Origin of the sequence: Rhodococcus spongiicola, assembly GCF_004011835.1 — a bacterium.
GTDB classification, from domain to species: domain Bacteria; phylum Actinomycetota; class Actinomycetes; order Mycobacteriales; family Mycobacteriaceae; genus Prescottella; species Prescottella spongiicola.
On sequence record NZ_RKLN01000004.1, the window covers coordinates 1 to 17,117 of the forward strand.

8 protein-coding genes are annotated in these 17,117 nt (G+C 66.3%); all 8 read right to left on the bottom strand.

Translation table 11 applies throughout. The features are described 5' to 3' along the window. The coding region (locus tag EF834_RS11425; protein WP_164874122.1) for an Ig-like domain-containing protein at window positions 1–1,059 on the bottom strand (1,059 nt) is incomplete at its 3' end. 300 nt (window positions 1,060–1,359) lie between these two features. After that, the gene (locus EF834_RS11430; RefSeq protein WP_127947370.1) at window positions 1,360–3,312 is read right to left on the bottom strand and encodes an Ig-like domain-containing protein; all 1,953 of its coding nucleotides are present in this window, start codon (window positions 3,310–3,312) and stop codon (window positions 1,360–1,362) included. Window positions 3,313–3,731: 419 nt separating this feature from the next. Further along, complete coding sequence (locus EF834_RS11435; protein WP_127947371.1) at window positions 3,732–6,230, bottom strand: Ig-like domain-containing protein; 2,499 nt, start codon at window positions 6,228–6,230, stop codon at window positions 3,732–3,734. A 304-nt stretch (window positions 6,231–6,534) separates the two neighbouring features. Beyond that, window positions 6,535–8,532: an Ig-like domain-containing protein gene (locus EF834_RS11440; RefSeq protein WP_127947372.1), complete on the bottom strand. Its 1,998-nt coding sequence runs from the start codon at window positions 8,530–8,532 to the stop codon at window positions 6,535–6,537. 290 nt (window positions 8,533–8,822) lie between these two features. Beyond that, window positions 8,823–10,754 carry an Ig-like domain-containing protein gene (locus tag EF834_RS11445; RefSeq protein ID WP_127947373.1) on the bottom strand — a complete coding sequence of 644 codons (1,932 nt, stop codon included), beginning with the start codon at window positions 10,752–10,754 and terminating at the stop codon, window positions 8,823–8,825. Window positions 10,755–11,068: 314 nt separating this feature from the next. After that, a complete protein-coding gene (locus EF834_RS11450; protein WP_164874123.1) occupies window positions 11,069–11,926 on the bottom strand; it encodes an Ig-like domain-containing protein in 858 nt (285 codons plus the stop codon). Window positions 11,927–12,245: 319 nt separating this feature from the next. Continuing rightward, window positions 12,246–14,294 carry an Ig-like domain-containing protein gene (locus EF834_RS11455; RefSeq protein ID WP_164874124.1) on the bottom strand — a complete coding sequence of 683 codons (2,049 nt, stop codon included), beginning with the start codon at window positions 14,292–14,294 and terminating at the stop codon, window positions 12,246–12,248. Window positions 14,295–14,404: 110 nt separating this feature from the next. After that, window positions 14,405–16,708, bottom strand: a complete 2,304-nt coding sequence (locus tag EF834_RS11460; protein ID WP_127947376.1) for an Ig-like domain-containing protein — start codon at window positions 16,706–16,708, stop codon at window positions 14,405–14,407. Window positions 16,709–17,117: the final 409 nt, after the last annotated feature.

A 17,117-nucleotide genomic window follows, 5' to 3' on the forward strand; every position in this document is an offset into this window, starting at 1 on the left:
ATCCGACACCGCCACCGTCACCGGCGCACCCGACGCGTTGGTGAACCCGGGCGCACCCGTGAACTCCGCCGACACCGAAGCATCCCCGGCAGCCGCGAACGCGTGCGAGAGCACCGCCGCACCACCGGCCACCTCGACCGGACCACCGACCGGAGCACCGTCCACCGAGAACTGCACCGTGCCGGCCGCATCCGTCGGCGAGACCTGCGCGGTCAGATCCACCGGCTCACCGGTGGTCGCCGCACCCGGAGCCTGCACCTCGAGCGAGGTCACCACATCCGGCTCGTTGACCTGCACGTCCTGCGTGCTGGACTGCGACGACTTTGCCTTCGCGGTGGACGAGAACTTCGCCTGCAACGACCGCGTACCCGCCTCCGGCGGCGTCCACTCGAACGTCGCCACACCCGAGTTGTTCAGCTGGCCCGAACCGACCTTCGTGCCCCCGTCGTAGAAGTCCACCGGATCGTTCTTCGCGCCACCGGTCACCGTCGCGGACAACGTCACTGGCACACCCGCCACCACCGGGCCGGACACCGAGGCCAACGACGTCGTGGTGGTGTTCTTGGCTACCGTGAAATGCGGACCCTTGGTCTTGTAGCTACCGGAACCCAGACTGCCGTCGTAGGCCATCCCCGTCTTCAACTCGGTGTCACGAGCGCAATCCTCGGTCACCCGGTACTTGAACGTGAAGGTCTGTGAGGTCGGGCTGATATTCGGCCAGACGTTCCACGACCCCGTCACCCGGGTGTAGGTCCCCTTGTCCGACGCGCCGGACTTGTTGCTGCTGACGAATTCCAGGCACGACGGACGATAATCGTCCACCCTGGTGATGATCTCGAGAGTCCAGTCGCGCTCGAACCTCGTCGACACCTCGACTTCCTGACCGACCGACAACGTCGTGTCACTGATCGTCCGCTTGAAATCACTATTGCCGTCCGACCAGCTCACCGACGCACTCGCCGCGGCCGCCGACCCGACACCCACGGTCGCCGCGAAACCCGCGGCCATCGCGAAAACACTGATCCCGCCGACTATCCGGCGCAATCCCCTGCCAACCATGCATCTCCTTCTCGACGACGGCCACTGGCCGCCAACTCAACGGATCAGGCCTCGACCTGGGACACCACGCCCAACGAATCCACTCCGAAGCGCGTTGCAGGGCCCCACGCCAACCCCTGCAACCACACCGCAGCCCCGACTCCGCGGATGAATGCGAAACGGACTGTACCGGACAAACGTCCAAATAATGCTGAATCGGACACTTTCAAAGTGGCGGATTCCCGTGCAATGGCTGTGGCCCCCTGCCCGTATGGGCAGGGGGCCACAGCTGCTTTTCACTTGCCGATCGTCAGAACCGGATCACAGGCTGAACAAGCTGCCCAACGACCCGGCGTCCGCGTCGCCGGACTCGGTGACGTCGAGCACCTGCACCTGCGAGGTCGAGCCCTCCACACCCGGGCCACCGGAGTAGACGACGTGGATCTCGTGCGGTCCAACGGAATCGAAGGTGTACACCAACTCGGCCACACCATCGACGACCTCGACCGGATCACCGATCTCGACACCGCCGGCGAAGAACTGCACCGTGCCGGCCGCATCCGTCGGCACGACCTGCGCCGTCAACGTCAACGGCACACCCACCATCGCCGACTCCGACGACGTGATCACCACCGACGACGACCCATCCGGATCCGACACCGCCACCGTCACCGGCGCACCGGACGCGTTGGTGAACCCGGGCGCACCCGTGAACTCCGCCGCCACCGAAGCATCCCCCGCGGCAGCGAACGCGTGCGAGAGCACCGCCGCACCACCGGCCACCTCGACCGGACCACCGACCGGAGCACCGTCCACCGAGAACTGCACCGTGCCGGCCGCATCCGTCGGCGACACCTGCGCGGTCAGATCCACCGGCTCACCCGTGGTCGCCGCACCCGGAGCCTGCACCTCGAGCGAGGTCACCACATCCGGATCCGACACCGCCACCGTCACCGGCGCACCCGACGCGTTGGTGAACCCGGGCGCACCCGTGAACTCCGCCGACACCGAAGCATCCCCGGCAGCCGCGAACGCGTGCGAGAGCACCGCCGCACCACCGACGACCTCGACCGGACCACCGACCGGAGCACCGTTCACCGAGAACTGCACCGTGCCAGCCGCATCCGTCGGCGACACCTGCGCGGTCAGATCCACCGGCTCACCCGTGGTCGCCGCACCCGGAGCCTGCACCTCGAGCGAGGCCACCACATCCGGATCCGACACCGCCACCGTCACCGGCGCACCCGACGCGTTGGTGAACCCGGGCGCACCCGTGAACTCCGCCGCCACCGAAGCATCCCCGGCGGCAGCGAACGCGTGCGAGAGCACCGCCGCACCACCGGCCACCTCGACCGGCCCACCGACCGGAGCACCGTTCACCGAGAACTGCACCGTGCCGGCCGCATCCGTCGGCGACACCTGCGCCGACAGCTCCACCGGCTCACCGGTGATCGCCGCACCCGGAGCCTGAACCTCGAGCGAGGTCACCACATCCGACTCGTTGACCTGCACGTCCTGCGTGCCCGACTGCGACGACTTCGCCTTCGCCGTGCTGACGAACCTCGCCTGCAGCGACCGCGTGCCCGCCTCCGATGGCGTCCATTCGAACGTGGCCACACCCGAGTCGTTCAACAGGTTCCCACCGAGCCTCTTAGACCCGTCGTAGAAGTCGACCGGATCGCCCTGCGCGCCGCCGGTCACCGTCGCGGTCAACGTCACCGGCACACCCGCGACCACCGGACCGGGCACCGAGGCCAACGACGTCGTGGAGATGTTCTTGGCCACCGTGAAGTTCGGGCCCTTGGTCTTGTAGCTGCCGTCGCCCCAATTGCCCTTGTAACTCATCCCCGTCTTCAACTCGGTGTCACGAGCGCAAGCCTCGGTCACCTCGTACCTGAACGTGAAAGTCTGCGAGTACGGGCTGGAGAGCACATTCACATCCCAGGATCCCGACACCTGAGTGTAGGTCCCCTTGTCCACCGCGCGGGATTTGTTGCTGCCGAGGAACTTCAAGCACGACGGGCGATGATCGTTCACCTGCGTGATCGTCTCCCAGGACCAGTCGCGCTCGAACCTCGTCGTCAGCTCGACTTCCTGGCCCACCGACAACGTGGTGTCGCTGATCGTCCGCTTGAAAGAACTACTGCCGTCCGACCAACTCACCGAGTCACTCGCCGCAGCAGCGGACCCGACACCCACCGTCGCCGCAAAGCCCGCGGCCATCGCGACAACACTGATCCCGCCGACTACCCGGCGCAATCCCCTGCCAACCATGCATCTCCTCTTCGACGACGGCCACCGGCCGCCAACTCAACGAACCAGGCGTCGACGTGGGACACCACGCCCAACGAATCCAGTCCGGAGAGCGTTGCAGGGCCCACGCCAACCCCTGCAACCACGCCGCGGCCCCGACCCCGCGGATGAATGCGCAACGGACTGTACCGGACAAATGTCCGAATAATCACGATTGCGGCACTCTCAAAATTGGCAGATCCAGGTGCCTGGTCTGAGTCAACGCCCTGTGAGATCAACAGGTGCCACGATCAACAGGTGCCAGTCCAACGGGCCGGAGCTCGTTGGATCCCGGCGGTATCGAATCCCGTGCTGGCGAATTCCGTGCAACAGCTGTGGCCCCCTACCCGTATGGGCAGGGGGCCACAGCTGCTTTTCACTTGCCGGTCGTCAGGACCAGATCACAGGCCGAACAAGCTGCCCAGCGAACCGGTATCCGCGTCACCGGACTCGGTGACGTCGAGCACCTGCACCTGCGACGTCGAGCCCTCCACACCCGGACCACCGGAGTAGACGACGTGGATCTCGTGCGGTCCGCTGGAGTCGAAGGTGTACACCAACTCGGCCACACCATCGACCACCTCGACCGGGTCGCCGATCTCGGCGTCACCGTCGAAGAACTGCACCGTGCCGGTCGCATCCTCCGGCAGCACCCGCGCCTTCAACGTGAACGGCACACCCGCCGTCGCCGCCGGCGACGACGTGATCACCACCGACGACACTTCATCCGCCGGATCGGCCACCGTCACCGTCACTGCCGCCTGCGAACGCGCGAACCCAGGTGTGCCCGAGTACTCGGCCGACACCGCGTACGACCCGGCGGCGTCGAACGTGTGCAGCAGGGTCGCCCGGCCGCTGTCGTCCACCTCCACCGGAGTCCCGACATCGACACCGTCCACCTTCAGCTGCACCGTGCCACCCGACGGAACGGGCGAGACCTGCGCCAACAAAGCAACCGGCTCACCGGTGGTCGCCGCACCCGACTGCTGGATCTCGAGCGAGGTCGTCAAGTCCGTCACCGTCACCGTCTGCCCCGCAGTGGACGCATCGGTGAACCCGGGCGCGCCGGTAAACACGGCCGAGATGCTGTACTCCCCGGCAGCCGCGAACGCGTGCGGCAAGCTCGCCGCACCGCCAACCACCTCGATCGGGTCCCCGATCGGCGCGTCACCGTCGAAGAACTGCACCGTGCCGGCCGCCTCGACCGGCGAGACCTGCGCGGTCAGATCCACCGACTCGAGGGTGGTCACCGTACCCGGCGCCTGCACCTCGAGCGAGGTCACCACATCCGGATCCGACACCGCCACCGTCACCGGCGCACCGGACGCGTTCGCGAACCCGGGCGCACCCGTGAACTCCGCCGCCACCGAAGCATCCCCGGCAGCCGCGAACGCGTGCGAGAGCACCGCTGCCCCGCCGACCACCTCGACCGGCCCACCGACCGGGGCACCGTTCACCGAGAACTGCACCGTGCCGGCCGCATCCGTCGGCGCGACCTGCGCGGTCAGATCCACCGGCTCACCCGTGATCGCCGCACCCGGAGCCTGCACCTCGAGCGAGGTCACCACATCCGACACCGCCACCGTCACCGGCGCCGACGACGCGTTCGTGAACCCCAGCGCACCGGTGAACTCCGCCGACACCGAAGCGTCCCCGGCAGCAGCGAACACGTGCGAGAGCACCGCTGCCCCGCCGACGACCTCGACCGGACCACCGACCTGGGCACCGTTGACCGAGAACTGCACCGTGCCGGGCGCCTCGGTCGGCGACACCTGCGCCGACAGCTCCACCGGCTCACCCGTGATCGCCTCACCCGGCGCCTGAACCTCGAGCGAGGTCACCACATCCGACACCGTCACGGTCTGGGTCGCTGCGGACGCGTTCGTGAAGCCGGGCGCAGCGGTGAACTCCGCCGAAATGCCGTACTCCCCGGCCGCCGCGAACGTGTGCGACACACTGGCCGCCGCGTTCACCACCTCGACCGGATCCCCGATCGGAGCGCCGCCGTCGAAGAACTGCACCGTGCCCTGGGCCTCGACCGGCGAGAGCTGCGCCGACAAGTCCACCGGCACACCGGTGATCGCCGTGCCCGGCACCGTCACGACCATGCCCGTCGAGACCGGCGCGCTCACCTGCACGTCCTGCGTGCCCGACTGCGAGGACTTCGCCTTCGAGGTGGACGAGAACTTCGCCTGCAGCGACCGAGTGCCCGCCTCCTGCGGCGTCCACTCGAACGTCGCCACACCCGAGGTGTTCAGCTGGCCCGAACCGACCTTCGTGCCCCCGTCGTAGAAGTCCACCGGATCACCCGATGCGCCGCCGGTCACCGTCGCGGACAACGTCACCGGCACACCCGCCACCACCGGGCCGGGCACCGAGGCCAACGACGTCGTGGTGGTGTTCTTGGCCACCGTGAAGTTCGGGCCCTTGGTCTTGTAGCTGCCCGAACCCAGGCTGCCGTCGTAGGCCATCCCCGTCGTCAACTGGGTGTCACGAGCGCAATCCTCGGTCACCCGGTACTTGAACGTGAAGGTCTGCGAGGTCGGGTCGAAGTACGGGCGGACAGTCCACGACCCCGTTACCCGGGTGTAGGTCCCCTTGTCCGACGCGCCGGACTTGTTGCTGCTGACCAATTCCAGGCACGACGGACGATAGTCGTCCACCCTGGTGATGACCTCGAGAGCCCAGTCGCGCTCGAACCTCGTCGACACCTCGACTTCCTGACCGACCGACAACGTCGTGTCACTGATCGTCCGCTTGAACTTGCTGTTGCCGTCCGACCAGCTCACCGACTCACTCGCCGCGGCCGCCGACCCGACACCCACGGTCGCCGCGAAACCCGCGGCCATCGCGAAAACACTGATCCCGCCGACTATCCGGCGCAATCCCCTGCCAACCATGCATCTCCTCTTCGACGACGGCCACCGGCCGCCAACTCAACGGATCAGGCCTCGACCTGGGACACCACGCCCAACGAATCCCGTCCGGAGAGCACTGCGGGGCCCCACGCCAACCCCTGCAACCACACCGCAGCCCCGACCCCCGCGGATGAATGCGCAACGGACTGTACCGGACAAACGTCCAAATGATGTTGACTTGCGAAGGTCGATTTGTGAAGTCCGGAACAGACGAAAATGGCGGTGACCCCCTCCCGCATAGGAAGGGGGTCACCGCCTGTCTCACTTCTCGGCCGTCAGGACTGGATCACAGGTCGCCCAAGCTGCCCAGGACGCCCAGGACGCCCGCGATGCCCGCGATATCGGCGATGTCCAGGCTGCCCAGCGAACTGGTATCCGCGTCACCGGACTCGCTGACGTCGAGCACCTGCATCTGCGACGTCGAGCCCTCCACACCCGGACCACCGGAGTAGACGACGTGGATCTCGTGCGGTCCAACGGAATCGAAGGTGTACACCAACTCGGCCACACCATCGACCACCTCGACCGGATCACCGATCTCGGCGTCACCGTCGAAGAACTGCACCGTGCCGGCCGCATCCTCCGGCAGCACCCGCGCCTTCAACGTGAACGGCACACCCGCCGTCGCCGCCGGCGACGACGTGATCACCACCGACGACACATCATCCGCCGGATCGGCCACCGTCACCGTCACCGCCGCCTGCGAACGCGCGAACCCAGGTGTGCCCGAGTACTCGGCCGACACCGCGTACGACCCGGCGGCATCGAACGTGTACGGCAGGATCGCCCGGCCGCTGTCGTCCACCTCGACCGGAGCACCGACATCGACACCGTCCACCTTCAGCTGCACCGTGCCACCCGACGGAACCGGCGACACCTGCGCCAACAAGGCAACCGGCTCACCGGTGGTCGCCGTGCCCGACAGCTGGATCTCGAGCGAGGTCACCACATCCGGCTCCGACACCGCCACCGTCACCGGCGCCCCGGACGCGTTCGTGAACCCGGGCGCACCCGTGAACTCCGCCGTGATGCTGTACTCCCCGGCAGCCGCGAACGTGTGCGGAACGCCCGCCGCACCACCGAACACCTCGACCGGACCCCCGATCGGCGCGTCACCGTCGAAGAACTGGACCGTGCCCTGGGCGTCGATCGGCGAGACCTGCGCCGACAGCTCGACCGGCTCACCGGTGATCGCCGTGTCCGGCGCGGACACCTCGAGCGAGGTCACCAAATCCGACACCGCCACCGTCACCGGCGCCGCCGACGCGTTCGTGAAACCGGGCCCACCGGTGAACTCGGCTGCCACCGTGTATTCCCCGGCAGCCGCGAACGTGTGCGGCACGCTCGCCGCCCCGTTCGCGACCTCGATCGGGTCCCCAACCGGCGCGTCACCGTCGAAGAACTGCACCGTGCCCTGCGCTTCGACCGGCAACACCGCCGCGGTCAACTCCACCGGCTCACCGGTGGTCGCCGTGCCGGGCGCGGACACGTCGAGGGATGTCACCACGTCCGTCACCGTCACGTCCTGCGTGCCCGACTGCGATGACTTCGCCTTCGCGGTGGACGGGAACTTTGCCTGCAGCGACCGCGTGCCCCCGTCCGGTGGCGTCCACTCATACGTCGCGACACCCGACGAGTTCAGCTGACCCGAACCGACCTTCGTGCCCCCGTCGTAGAAGTCCACCGGATCGTTCTTCGCGCCACCGGTGACCGTCGCGGTCAACGTCACCGGGTCGCCCGCCACTACCGGGCCGGGCACCGCGGCCAGCGACGTCGTGGTGGTGTTCTTGGCCACCGTGAACGTCGGGCCCTTGGTCCGGAAGTCACCGGTGCGCAGCCCGCTGCGGTACTTCACCCCCGTCGACAGCTGGGTGTCACGAGCGCAATCCTCGGTCACCTCGTACCTGAACGTGAAGGTCTCCGAGGTGTTGCTGATGTTCGGCCAGACAGCCCACGACCCCGACACGTAGGTGTAGTCCGACTCGACCCTCGGGTTGGACTTGTTGCTGCTGACGAACTCCAAGCAGGACGGCTTGTAGTCCCAGACCTCCTTGAAGGTCACGACGGAGCCGGAGCGTTCGAACCTCGTCTTCACCTCGATGATCTGACCCACCGACACCGTCGTGTCATCTATCGTCCGCTTGATGTGGGTACTGGCGTTCGACCAGCTCACCGACTCACTCGCCGCAGCCGCCGACGCGACACCCACCGTCGCCGCGAAACCCGCGGCCATCGCGAAAACACTTACTCCGCCGACTATCCGGCGCAAGCCCCTGCCAACCATGCATCTCCTTCTCGACGACGACCATCGGCCGCCAACCTCAACGGATCAGACCTAGACCTGGGACACCACGCCCAACGAATTCAACTCGGAGCGCGTTGCAACCCCCGCAACCACACCGCAGCCCCGACCCCCGCAGATGAGTGCGAAACGGACTGTACCGGACAAGTGTCCAAATGATGTCGATTTGCGCAGGTCGATTTGCAAAGCTCTGCACACGGGAAATGGCTGTGGCCCTGGTCCGTACGGACCAGGGCCACAGCCATTTTCACTCGTCGGTCGTCAGGATCGGGTCACAGCCCAAACAAGCTGCCCAGCGAACCGCTGTCCGTGTCACCCGACTCGGTGACCTCGAGCACCTGCACCTGTGACGTCGCACCCTCCACACCCGGGCCACCGGAGTAGACGACGTGGATCTCATGCGGTCCAACCGAATCGAAGGTGTACACCAACTCCGCGACACCATCGACCACCTCGACCGGATCACCGATCTCCACACCGCCGGCGAAGAACTGGACGGTGCCGGCCGCATCCGCGGGCGAGACTTGCGCCGTCAACGTGAACGGCACACCCGCCGTCGCCGCGGGCGACGAGGTGATCTCGACCGACGACACATCCGATACCGCCACCGACACCGGCGCCGCCGACGCGTTCGTGAACCCGGGAGCCCCGACGAAAGCGGCCGAGATGCCGTACTGACCGGCAGCAGCGAACGTGTGCGACAAGGCAGCCACCCCGTTTACCACCTCGACCGGATCCCCGATCGCCACGTGACCCGCGAAGAACTGCACCGTGCCGCCCGCCTCGACAGGTGAGACCTGCGCGGTCAACTCCACCGGCTCACCCGCGGCAGCCGTGTCCGGCGCCTGGACCTCGAGAGAGGTCACCACGTCCGGATCCGACACCGTCACCGACACCGGCGCCGCCGACGCGTTCGTGAACCCGAGCGCGCCGGTGAACTCCGCCGCGACGTTGCGCTCCCCGGCAGCCGCGAAGGCATGCGACAGCACAGCCACCCCGCCCGCGACGGCGACCGGATCCCCGACCGGGGTGTCACCGTCGAAGAACTGCACCGTGCCCTGGGCATCCGTCGGCAGTACCTGTGCCGACAACTCCACCGGCTCACCTGTGTTTGCCGTGTCCGGCGCCTGGATCTCGAGGGAGGTCACCACATCTGCCACCGCGACCGTCGCCGGTGCTGCGGAAGCGTTGGTGAACCCGAGCGCGCCGGTGAAGTCGGCCGCGACCGTGTACTCCCCCACAGCCGCGAACGCGTGCGACAGCACAGCCACCCCGTTCACCATCTCGACCGGACCCCCGAGTGGAGACCCGTCGACGGTGAACTGCACGGTGCCGGCGGCGTCCGCCGGGGAGACCTGCGCGGTCAATTCCACCGACTCACCCGTGACAGCCGTGTCCGGCGCGGACACGTCGAGGGAGGTCACGACATCCGCCACCGCCACGTCCTGCACAGACGATTGGGACGACTTCGCCATGGCCGTGGACGAGAACTTCGCCTGCACCGAGAACGCGCCTACCTCAGGTGGCGTCCACGTATGCGTCGCCACACCCGACGAGTTCAGCTGGTCCGAACCGACTTTCGTACCCGCAATGTAGAAGTCCACCGGATCGCCCTGCTCACCACCGGTCACTGTCGCGGTCAACGTCACCGGCACACCCGGCACCACGGGGTCGGGCACCGCGGCCAACGACGTCGTGGTGGTGTTCTTGGCCACCGTGACGTCCGGTCCCTGGAACTGGAAGGTGCCGCCACCCAGACTGCTTTCGTAACTCATCCCCGTCGTCAGTTTGGTGTCACGGGCGCAGTCTTCGGTCACCCGGTACTCGAACGTGAAGGTCTGCGAGGTCGGGCTGATGTTCGGCCAGACGTTCCACGACCCCGACACCTTGGTGTAGTCCGACTTCACCGTCGGGTTGGACTTGCTGCTGCTGACGAACTCCCAGCACGTCGGGTGATAGTCCCTGACCTCCCGGATGATCTCGAGGGAGCCTGAGCGTTCGAACCTCGTCTTCACCTCGATGATCTGGCCCACCGAGGCCGTCGTGTCACTCACCGTCCGCTTGATCTTGGTGAGCGCGTGAGACCACGTTACCGACTCACTCGCCGCGGCCGCCGGCGCGACACCCACGGTCGCCGCGAAACCCGCGGCCATCGCGAAAACACTTATCCCGCCGACTATCCGGCGCAATCCCCTGCCAACCATGCATCTCCTCTTCGACGACGGCCACCGGCCGCCAACTCAACGGATCAGACCTCGACCTGGGACACCACGCCCAACGAATCCAATCCAGAGCGCGTTGCAGGGCCCCACGCCAACCCCTGCAACCACACCGCAGCCCCGACCCCCGCGGATGAATGCGCAACGGACTGTACCGGACAAACGTCCAAATGATGCCGGTTTGCCCAGGTCGGTTCGTGAAGTATCGCGTACCCGAACAGGCTGCGGCCCCCGCCCGTACGGACGGGGGCCGCGGCCTGTTTCACTGCTCGGCCGTCAGGACCGAATTACCCGGCTACTCAGCTGTTCGAGGAACCGGTACCCGAGCTGCCGAACAAACCGCCACCCGAGCTACCCAACGAACCCGACTCAGAGCTACCCGACGAACCCGAGCTACCCAACGAACCGGACTCAGAGCTACCCGACGAGCCGGAAGCCGTCTCGGTGACCCCCACTTGCACCAGGGTCGACTCCGACGACTGCGCGACATCCGTCGACGGGAACTTCGCCTGCACCGAACGCATACCCGTTGCCGCGGGTGTCCACTCATACGTCGCCACACCCGACGCATTCAGCTGGCCCGAACCGACCTTGGTGTCACCATCGTAGAAGTCCACCGGATCGCCTTGCGCGCCGCCGGTTACCGTGGCGGTCAACGTCACCGACTCACCCGCCAAGACCGACCCGGACACCGCGGCCAACCACGTCGTGGTGGCACCCTTCGCCACCGTGACAGTCGGACCCGAGTCTTCGTATGCTCCCCATCCGGAAGTATGTATGTAACTCATCCCCGTCGACAGCGGTGTACCGCGATCGCAATCTGCCGTCACCCTGTAGTCGAACGAGAAGGTCTTGGAGTTGCTCGTCGAGATGCGCCACAACCCCGTCACCTCGGTGGAGGTCGATGTGATTCCCAACAGGGGATAATCGGCGTCGGCTAGCTCCCAGCATGCCGGGTGATAATCCGCCACTCTCCAGATCAGTTGACTGCCCTCGGAGAGCTCGAACTTCGTGGTCACCGTGACGACATCGCCCACCTCCGGCGTCGCATCGCTCACCGTCCGGGTGAACGTGACGTCACCGTCCGACCAGGTCTCCGAGTCGCTGTCCGCCGCGGCCGATCCGGCACCCACGGTCGCTGCGAAACCCGTAGCCAACGCGAAAACACCTATCCCGCCAGCGATCCGGCGCGATACGTCCCTAACCATGCACTTCCCTCCCAATAACGACCACCGGCCGTCAACTCAACGGATTCGGTCTCGACCTGGGGCAACTCGCCCGCACGCCAACCCCGCAACCACACCGCAGCCCCGACCCCGCGGATGAATGCGAAACGGACTGTACCGGACAAGCGTCCAAATGATGTCGATTTACACAGGTCGATTTGCGAAGTATCGCGGACCCGAACAGGCTGTGGCCCCGGCCCGTACGGACCAGGGCCACAGCCTGTTTCACGTGTCAGCGGTCAGACCGGAATCACAGGCCGCCAAAGCTGCCCAGCGAACTGGTGCCCGCTCCATCGGAGTCGGTGACCTCGAGCACCTGTACCTGCGAGGTCGAGCCCTCCACACCGGGACCACCAGAGTAGACGACGTGGATCTGGTGCGGCCCAACGGAATCGAAGGTGTGCATCAACTCCACGACACCATCGACCACCTCGACCGGATCACCGATCTCCACACCACCGTCGAAGAACTGCACCGTTCCCGGTAACACCGGGGCACCGATCACCTGCGCCTTCAACGTCAACGGCACACCCGCCGTCGCGGCCGGCGGCGACGTGATCACGACCGACGACGGTACATCCGACGGATCCGGATCCGAGACCGTCACCGGACGCTGCGTCGACGTCGACCCCGCGAACCCGGCGTCCGGTGTGAACACTGCCGTGATCTGATGCGTCCCAACCGTCGTGAACGTGTGCGGCACGCTCGCTGAACCATTGATCAGGACCGTTGGAGCTCCGACCGCCTCTCCACCGTCGAAGAACTGCACCGAACCAGCCGGCACCGCCGACCCCGACAGCGCCTGCACCGTCGCCGACAACGCCGTCTCGACCCCTGTCGTGGCCGAACCCGGGACACCCAACAACGTCACCGTCGCAGCATCCACGGTCACCGTGGCCGGCGCCGCCACCGAGGCTTCGAACCCCGTCGCCCCGCTGAACTCAGCGGTGATCGTCCGCGCACCGGCTGATGTGAAGGCGTGCGACAGCGTCGCGACCCCGGATTCCACGGGCACCGGCGAACCGATGTTTTCGCCTTCATCCTTGAACTGCACCGTACCGCCCGTCGGCGTCGGCTCGACGGTCGCGGACAGCGTGACGGACTCATCCGTAACCGCCGTCTGGGGAACGGTCAGGTTGGTCGAGGTCGGAACCACCGGGATGCTCACGGTCACGGTCTGCTCGGGAGCGGTGGAACCCGAGAACCCGGTGTCGCCGGTGAAGACCGCCGTGATGCTGTGCACGCCGTCGGTCGTAAAGGTGTGCTGCATGCTCGCGGCACCATCCGCGACGTTGACCGGAACGCCGATATCAGTTCCGTTGTCCTGGAACTGCACCGATCCCGCGGCATTCTGGGGCTCGACGTTGGCCGTCAACGTGACTTCTTCATCCGTGAGCGCCTCCGCCGGGACGGTCACCGACAGGCTCGTCGCTATGTCCTCGACGTCGACCGTCTGAGGCGGCGATACCGAACCCTCGACGTTGCCGGCGCTCGGGACGAACTGTGCGGTGATCTCGTGCGCACCCGGAGTACCGAACGCATGGTCCAGGCTGGCCGTGCCGTCGGAGACCGGCACCGGGGCACCGATATCAGCGCCGCCGTCCTTGAACTGGATGGTGCCGTCCTTCGCGGGAGAAACGGTCGCGGTCAGTGTGGTCGGAACCCCCACCTGTGCGGTTGCCGGAACCGACACTGCCGTTGTCGTGGGTGTCGCCGCGACCGATACCGCGAGGTCCGGCATCGGATTGCCCGTGATGGTCCCTGAAGCCCACGGCTGGAAGTCCAAACCAGCGGAACGCGGTCCGGGAGCAGCGTCGTCGGGGACGGTGTACGTGAAGGTGAGCGTGGGGTGTTCCGAACCGTTGTTCGCTTGCACCTTCGCCAATCGCAATGTTGCGTCGGTCCACCGAACCTGAACCGACCCGTCGCCCGCCTGCGTGGCGGCCCCGTCGAACACACTCGGGTCGTTCAGGTGGCCACCGGTACCCCGGTAGACGGTGCCGGTCACGCTCTCCAAGACGTATCCGGCGGGCGGATAGTCCGTGAGGTAGTTGAGGTACTTGGTAATACCCGAGTCGTTGACGACCTCGATGGTGGTCGTCACGGTGTCGCCGGGATAGGCAACAGCCGGCGTGACCGTCTTGGTCGCCGTGAACCCGGATTCGCTCACCGTTGCTGTCGCCGTGTCGGCGTTCGCCACGGCGCCGCCCAACGCAATCTGACCCACTCCTGCCGCGGCCATTGTCATGGCTCCCGCAGCCACGGTCGACACGAGTAGTCGCATCCTTGATCGGGACATTCGAAATCCTTTCCCCTCGTGAGGGTCTCGATGACGACCGAAGCCGTCCTTGCTGGTGGGCCACCCGCCCCGACCACGGGTGGTCATCCGACCTACTGCTCGAGTTCTGCTCAGGAGCCGAAGCTCAGGCTGCCGAGGCCGCCGCTCGAGACCTGGATCGTGCGCGGATCCGACGTCGAGTCCTTGACGCCCTGGCCGCCGCTGAACACCGCGTGGATCTCGTGCACGTCCGACGTGGTGAAGCTGTGGCTCAGCACCGCCGTGCCGTCGACAACCTCGACGGCGTCACCGATGGGGTTCTCCCCGTCGAAGAACTGGACGGTGCCGCTCACCGGCACGTCTCCGGCACCGGTCACCTGCGCCATGAGCTCGACGGGAGTATCGACCGTCGCGTCGGCCGGAACCGTGACGACGGTGGCCGTCTCGATGTCCACCGGAGTCGGGACGCCGACCTCGACGCCCTTCGCTGCAGCGGTGGAACCGGCGATTCCGCCTGCGCCGCTGAAGGTTGCGGTGATCGTGTGGGCACCGGCTGTGGTGAAGGTATGCGTCAGCGTGGCCAAGCCCTCGTCCACCGGCGCCGTTCCGATCGAGATACCGTCGTCGAAGAACTCGACGGTACCGACGCTCGGGACGACCTCCGCGGTCGCAACGTCGTACACGGTCGCATAGAGCTGCTCGGGCTCACCGGTCTTGGCGTTACCCGGGACACTCAGAATCGTCGTGGTGGCGGCATCCTCCACCGTCACCGTCTGCGCACTCGCAGTCGAGTCCGTGAACCCTTCACCACCCATGAAGATGGCTGAGATGTTGTGCGAACCGGCGGTCGAGAAGGTGTGCTGCAGCGTCGCGACACCGTTCGACACCATCACCGGGGAGCCGATGTCGACGCCGCCATCGGTGAACTGAACCGTTCCCGTCGCGTGGTCCGGTGCGACGCTCGCCGTGAGCGTGACCTCGGCACCGGTCTCAGCGTTGGCCGGCACCGACACCGTTGTCGTGGTCTCCACCACGGGATCCACCGGGTCGGTCACCGTCACGGTCTGCGCACCCGCACTGGACCCAACGAAACCAGGCGCGCCGGTGAACTCGGCGGTGATCTCGTGTGCGCCCGCGGTCGTGAACGCATGCGACAGCGTGGCCGTGCCGGCAGAGACTGTCACCGGAGCGCCGATGTCGGCGCCACCGTCCTTGAACTGCACGGTGCCCTGCGCATTCGACGGAGTCACGTTGGCGGTCAGATCGACCAGGCTGCCGGTCTCGGCATCCTGTGGAACCGCCAGTGCCAACGTGGTCTGGACGTCGGACACTGTGACGGCCTGGGCCGCGGAGGCGGAACCGGTGAAGTTACCGGTGCCGGTGAAGATTGCCGTGACGGAATGCGAGCCGGCCGTTGTGAAGGTGTGTTCGAGGCTCGCCGTACCACCCGAGACCGGCACCGGAGCACCGATGTCGGCGCCGCCGTCCTGGAACTGAACCGACCCGGTCGCGTCATCGGGTTCGACGGTGGCCGTGAGTATCACCGGAATACCGGTTTCCGCCGTGTCCGGAGCGGACAACGTCGTGGTGGTCGACACCTGCGGTGCAACGACGTTGATCGTTGCCAGTGGACCGGCGCCGGCGTTGAGCGGGGCGTTCTCCGAGTCGCGAGGAACGCAGCGGGTGTTGGCCCATTGGGTCGACCCCCAGAACTTTGCCTTCGGGAGGAAGGTGTTGAAGTTCTCGAACTTGTTCCAGACGGCCGCGTTGCCACCCGTGCGAAGCTTGGGCTCGATCGGTGTTCCGGCGTCCCCGGCGGTGACGGTGACGTCGACTGCGGGCAACTGGAACCAGCTGTCACCGTTGCCGTTCGGCGTACCGTCGAGGTTCAGCTGCAGTTTCGGCGCGCGGATCCCGCCCTCGGAGCTGGTGCTGACGCTGCCGGGGGGCCCGTTCCCGATCACCTCGTTGTTGCCGGACAGACGCAGGATCTGGCCGGTGGCGGACGGGTTTCCGGTCTCGTCGACGCGGATGACGTTCGGAGGCACGTTGTCGAGGTTTGTGCCCGAGCCGACCACGGCGGCGTCGACGAAGGTCACGTTCTCCGGGATCATGAAGTCGAACTTGAGCCGGGAAACGTTTGTCGTCGTCGCACCGGAATTGGTGTCCGGGTACGAGGACGGAGCCGGCTGGATGCGGAAGGTGAAGGTCTCGCCGGGTTCGACCTCGGTCGGGGCGGTGACGCTCACCGACGTGTCCTGAATGCTCGTCACGTTGATGGTGGCGTTCGCCCGGCAAGCCGACTTGTAGTTCGTCACCGTCGTGACCGGGTCGTTTGCCGCGGACGCCGTCGGTGCGGCGATCAGGAGGGTCCCGGCCACGAGCGCTGCGCCTGTGATGGGGGCGGCACAGTGCCTGAGTAAAGGCCTTGTCATGCATCACTCCTCTTCAAGAGTTTGCGGATAGTAGGGGGAGAGAAATTTGGTCAGATCGGATCACCATAACGACTCCGTTACGTCGATGTATCACTTTTCCAATCAAACGGTCTAGATGTTGCTATGGATTTGCTATAGGTCGAGTAGGTTACCGGCGAGTATTGCCACCGATCCGCTCCCTCGAGCCCCTCGCCGCAGAAGACGCAGCATTCCAGGGTCCATTAGCTGAACTAAAATGAAATGACCGCGCGGACCGTGTCCGGTTGCCGGTTCCGGCCTCATCGCGAACGTCCGTTTGGCTGGTTAAGACGCAATTTCGCGCGCTTCTGAATTGAATCCCAGCCTTCTTACCGGCAAGTAGCTAATGCTTCTTACTGGCAAGTAGCAATTCGCCGACCCCGCCGATTCC

Coding starts and splice junctions, on each gene's coding strand:
- EF834_RS11430 (WP_127947370.1), bottom strand. CDS start 3,312: ATGGTTGGCAGGGGATTGCGCCGGGTAGTCGGCGGGATCAGTGTTGTC.
- EF834_RS11435 (WP_127947371.1), bottom strand. CDS start 6,230: ATGGTTGGCAGGGGATTGCGCCGGATAGTCGGCGGGATCAGTGTTTTC.
- EF834_RS11440 (WP_127947372.1), bottom strand. CDS start 8,532: ATGGTTGGCAGGGGCTTGCGCCGGATAGTCGGCGGAGTAAGTGTTTTC.
- EF834_RS11445 (WP_127947373.1), bottom strand. CDS start 10,754: ATGGTTGGCAGGGGATTGCGCCGGATAGTCGGCGGGATAAGTGTTTTC.
- EF834_RS11455 (WP_164874124.1), bottom strand. CDS start 14,294: ATGTCCCGATCAAGGATGCGACTACTCGTGTCGACCGTGGCTGCGGGA.
- EF834_RS11460 (WP_127947376.1), bottom strand. CDS start 16,708: ATGACAAGGCCTTTACTCAGGCACTGTGCCGCCCCCATCACAGGCGCA.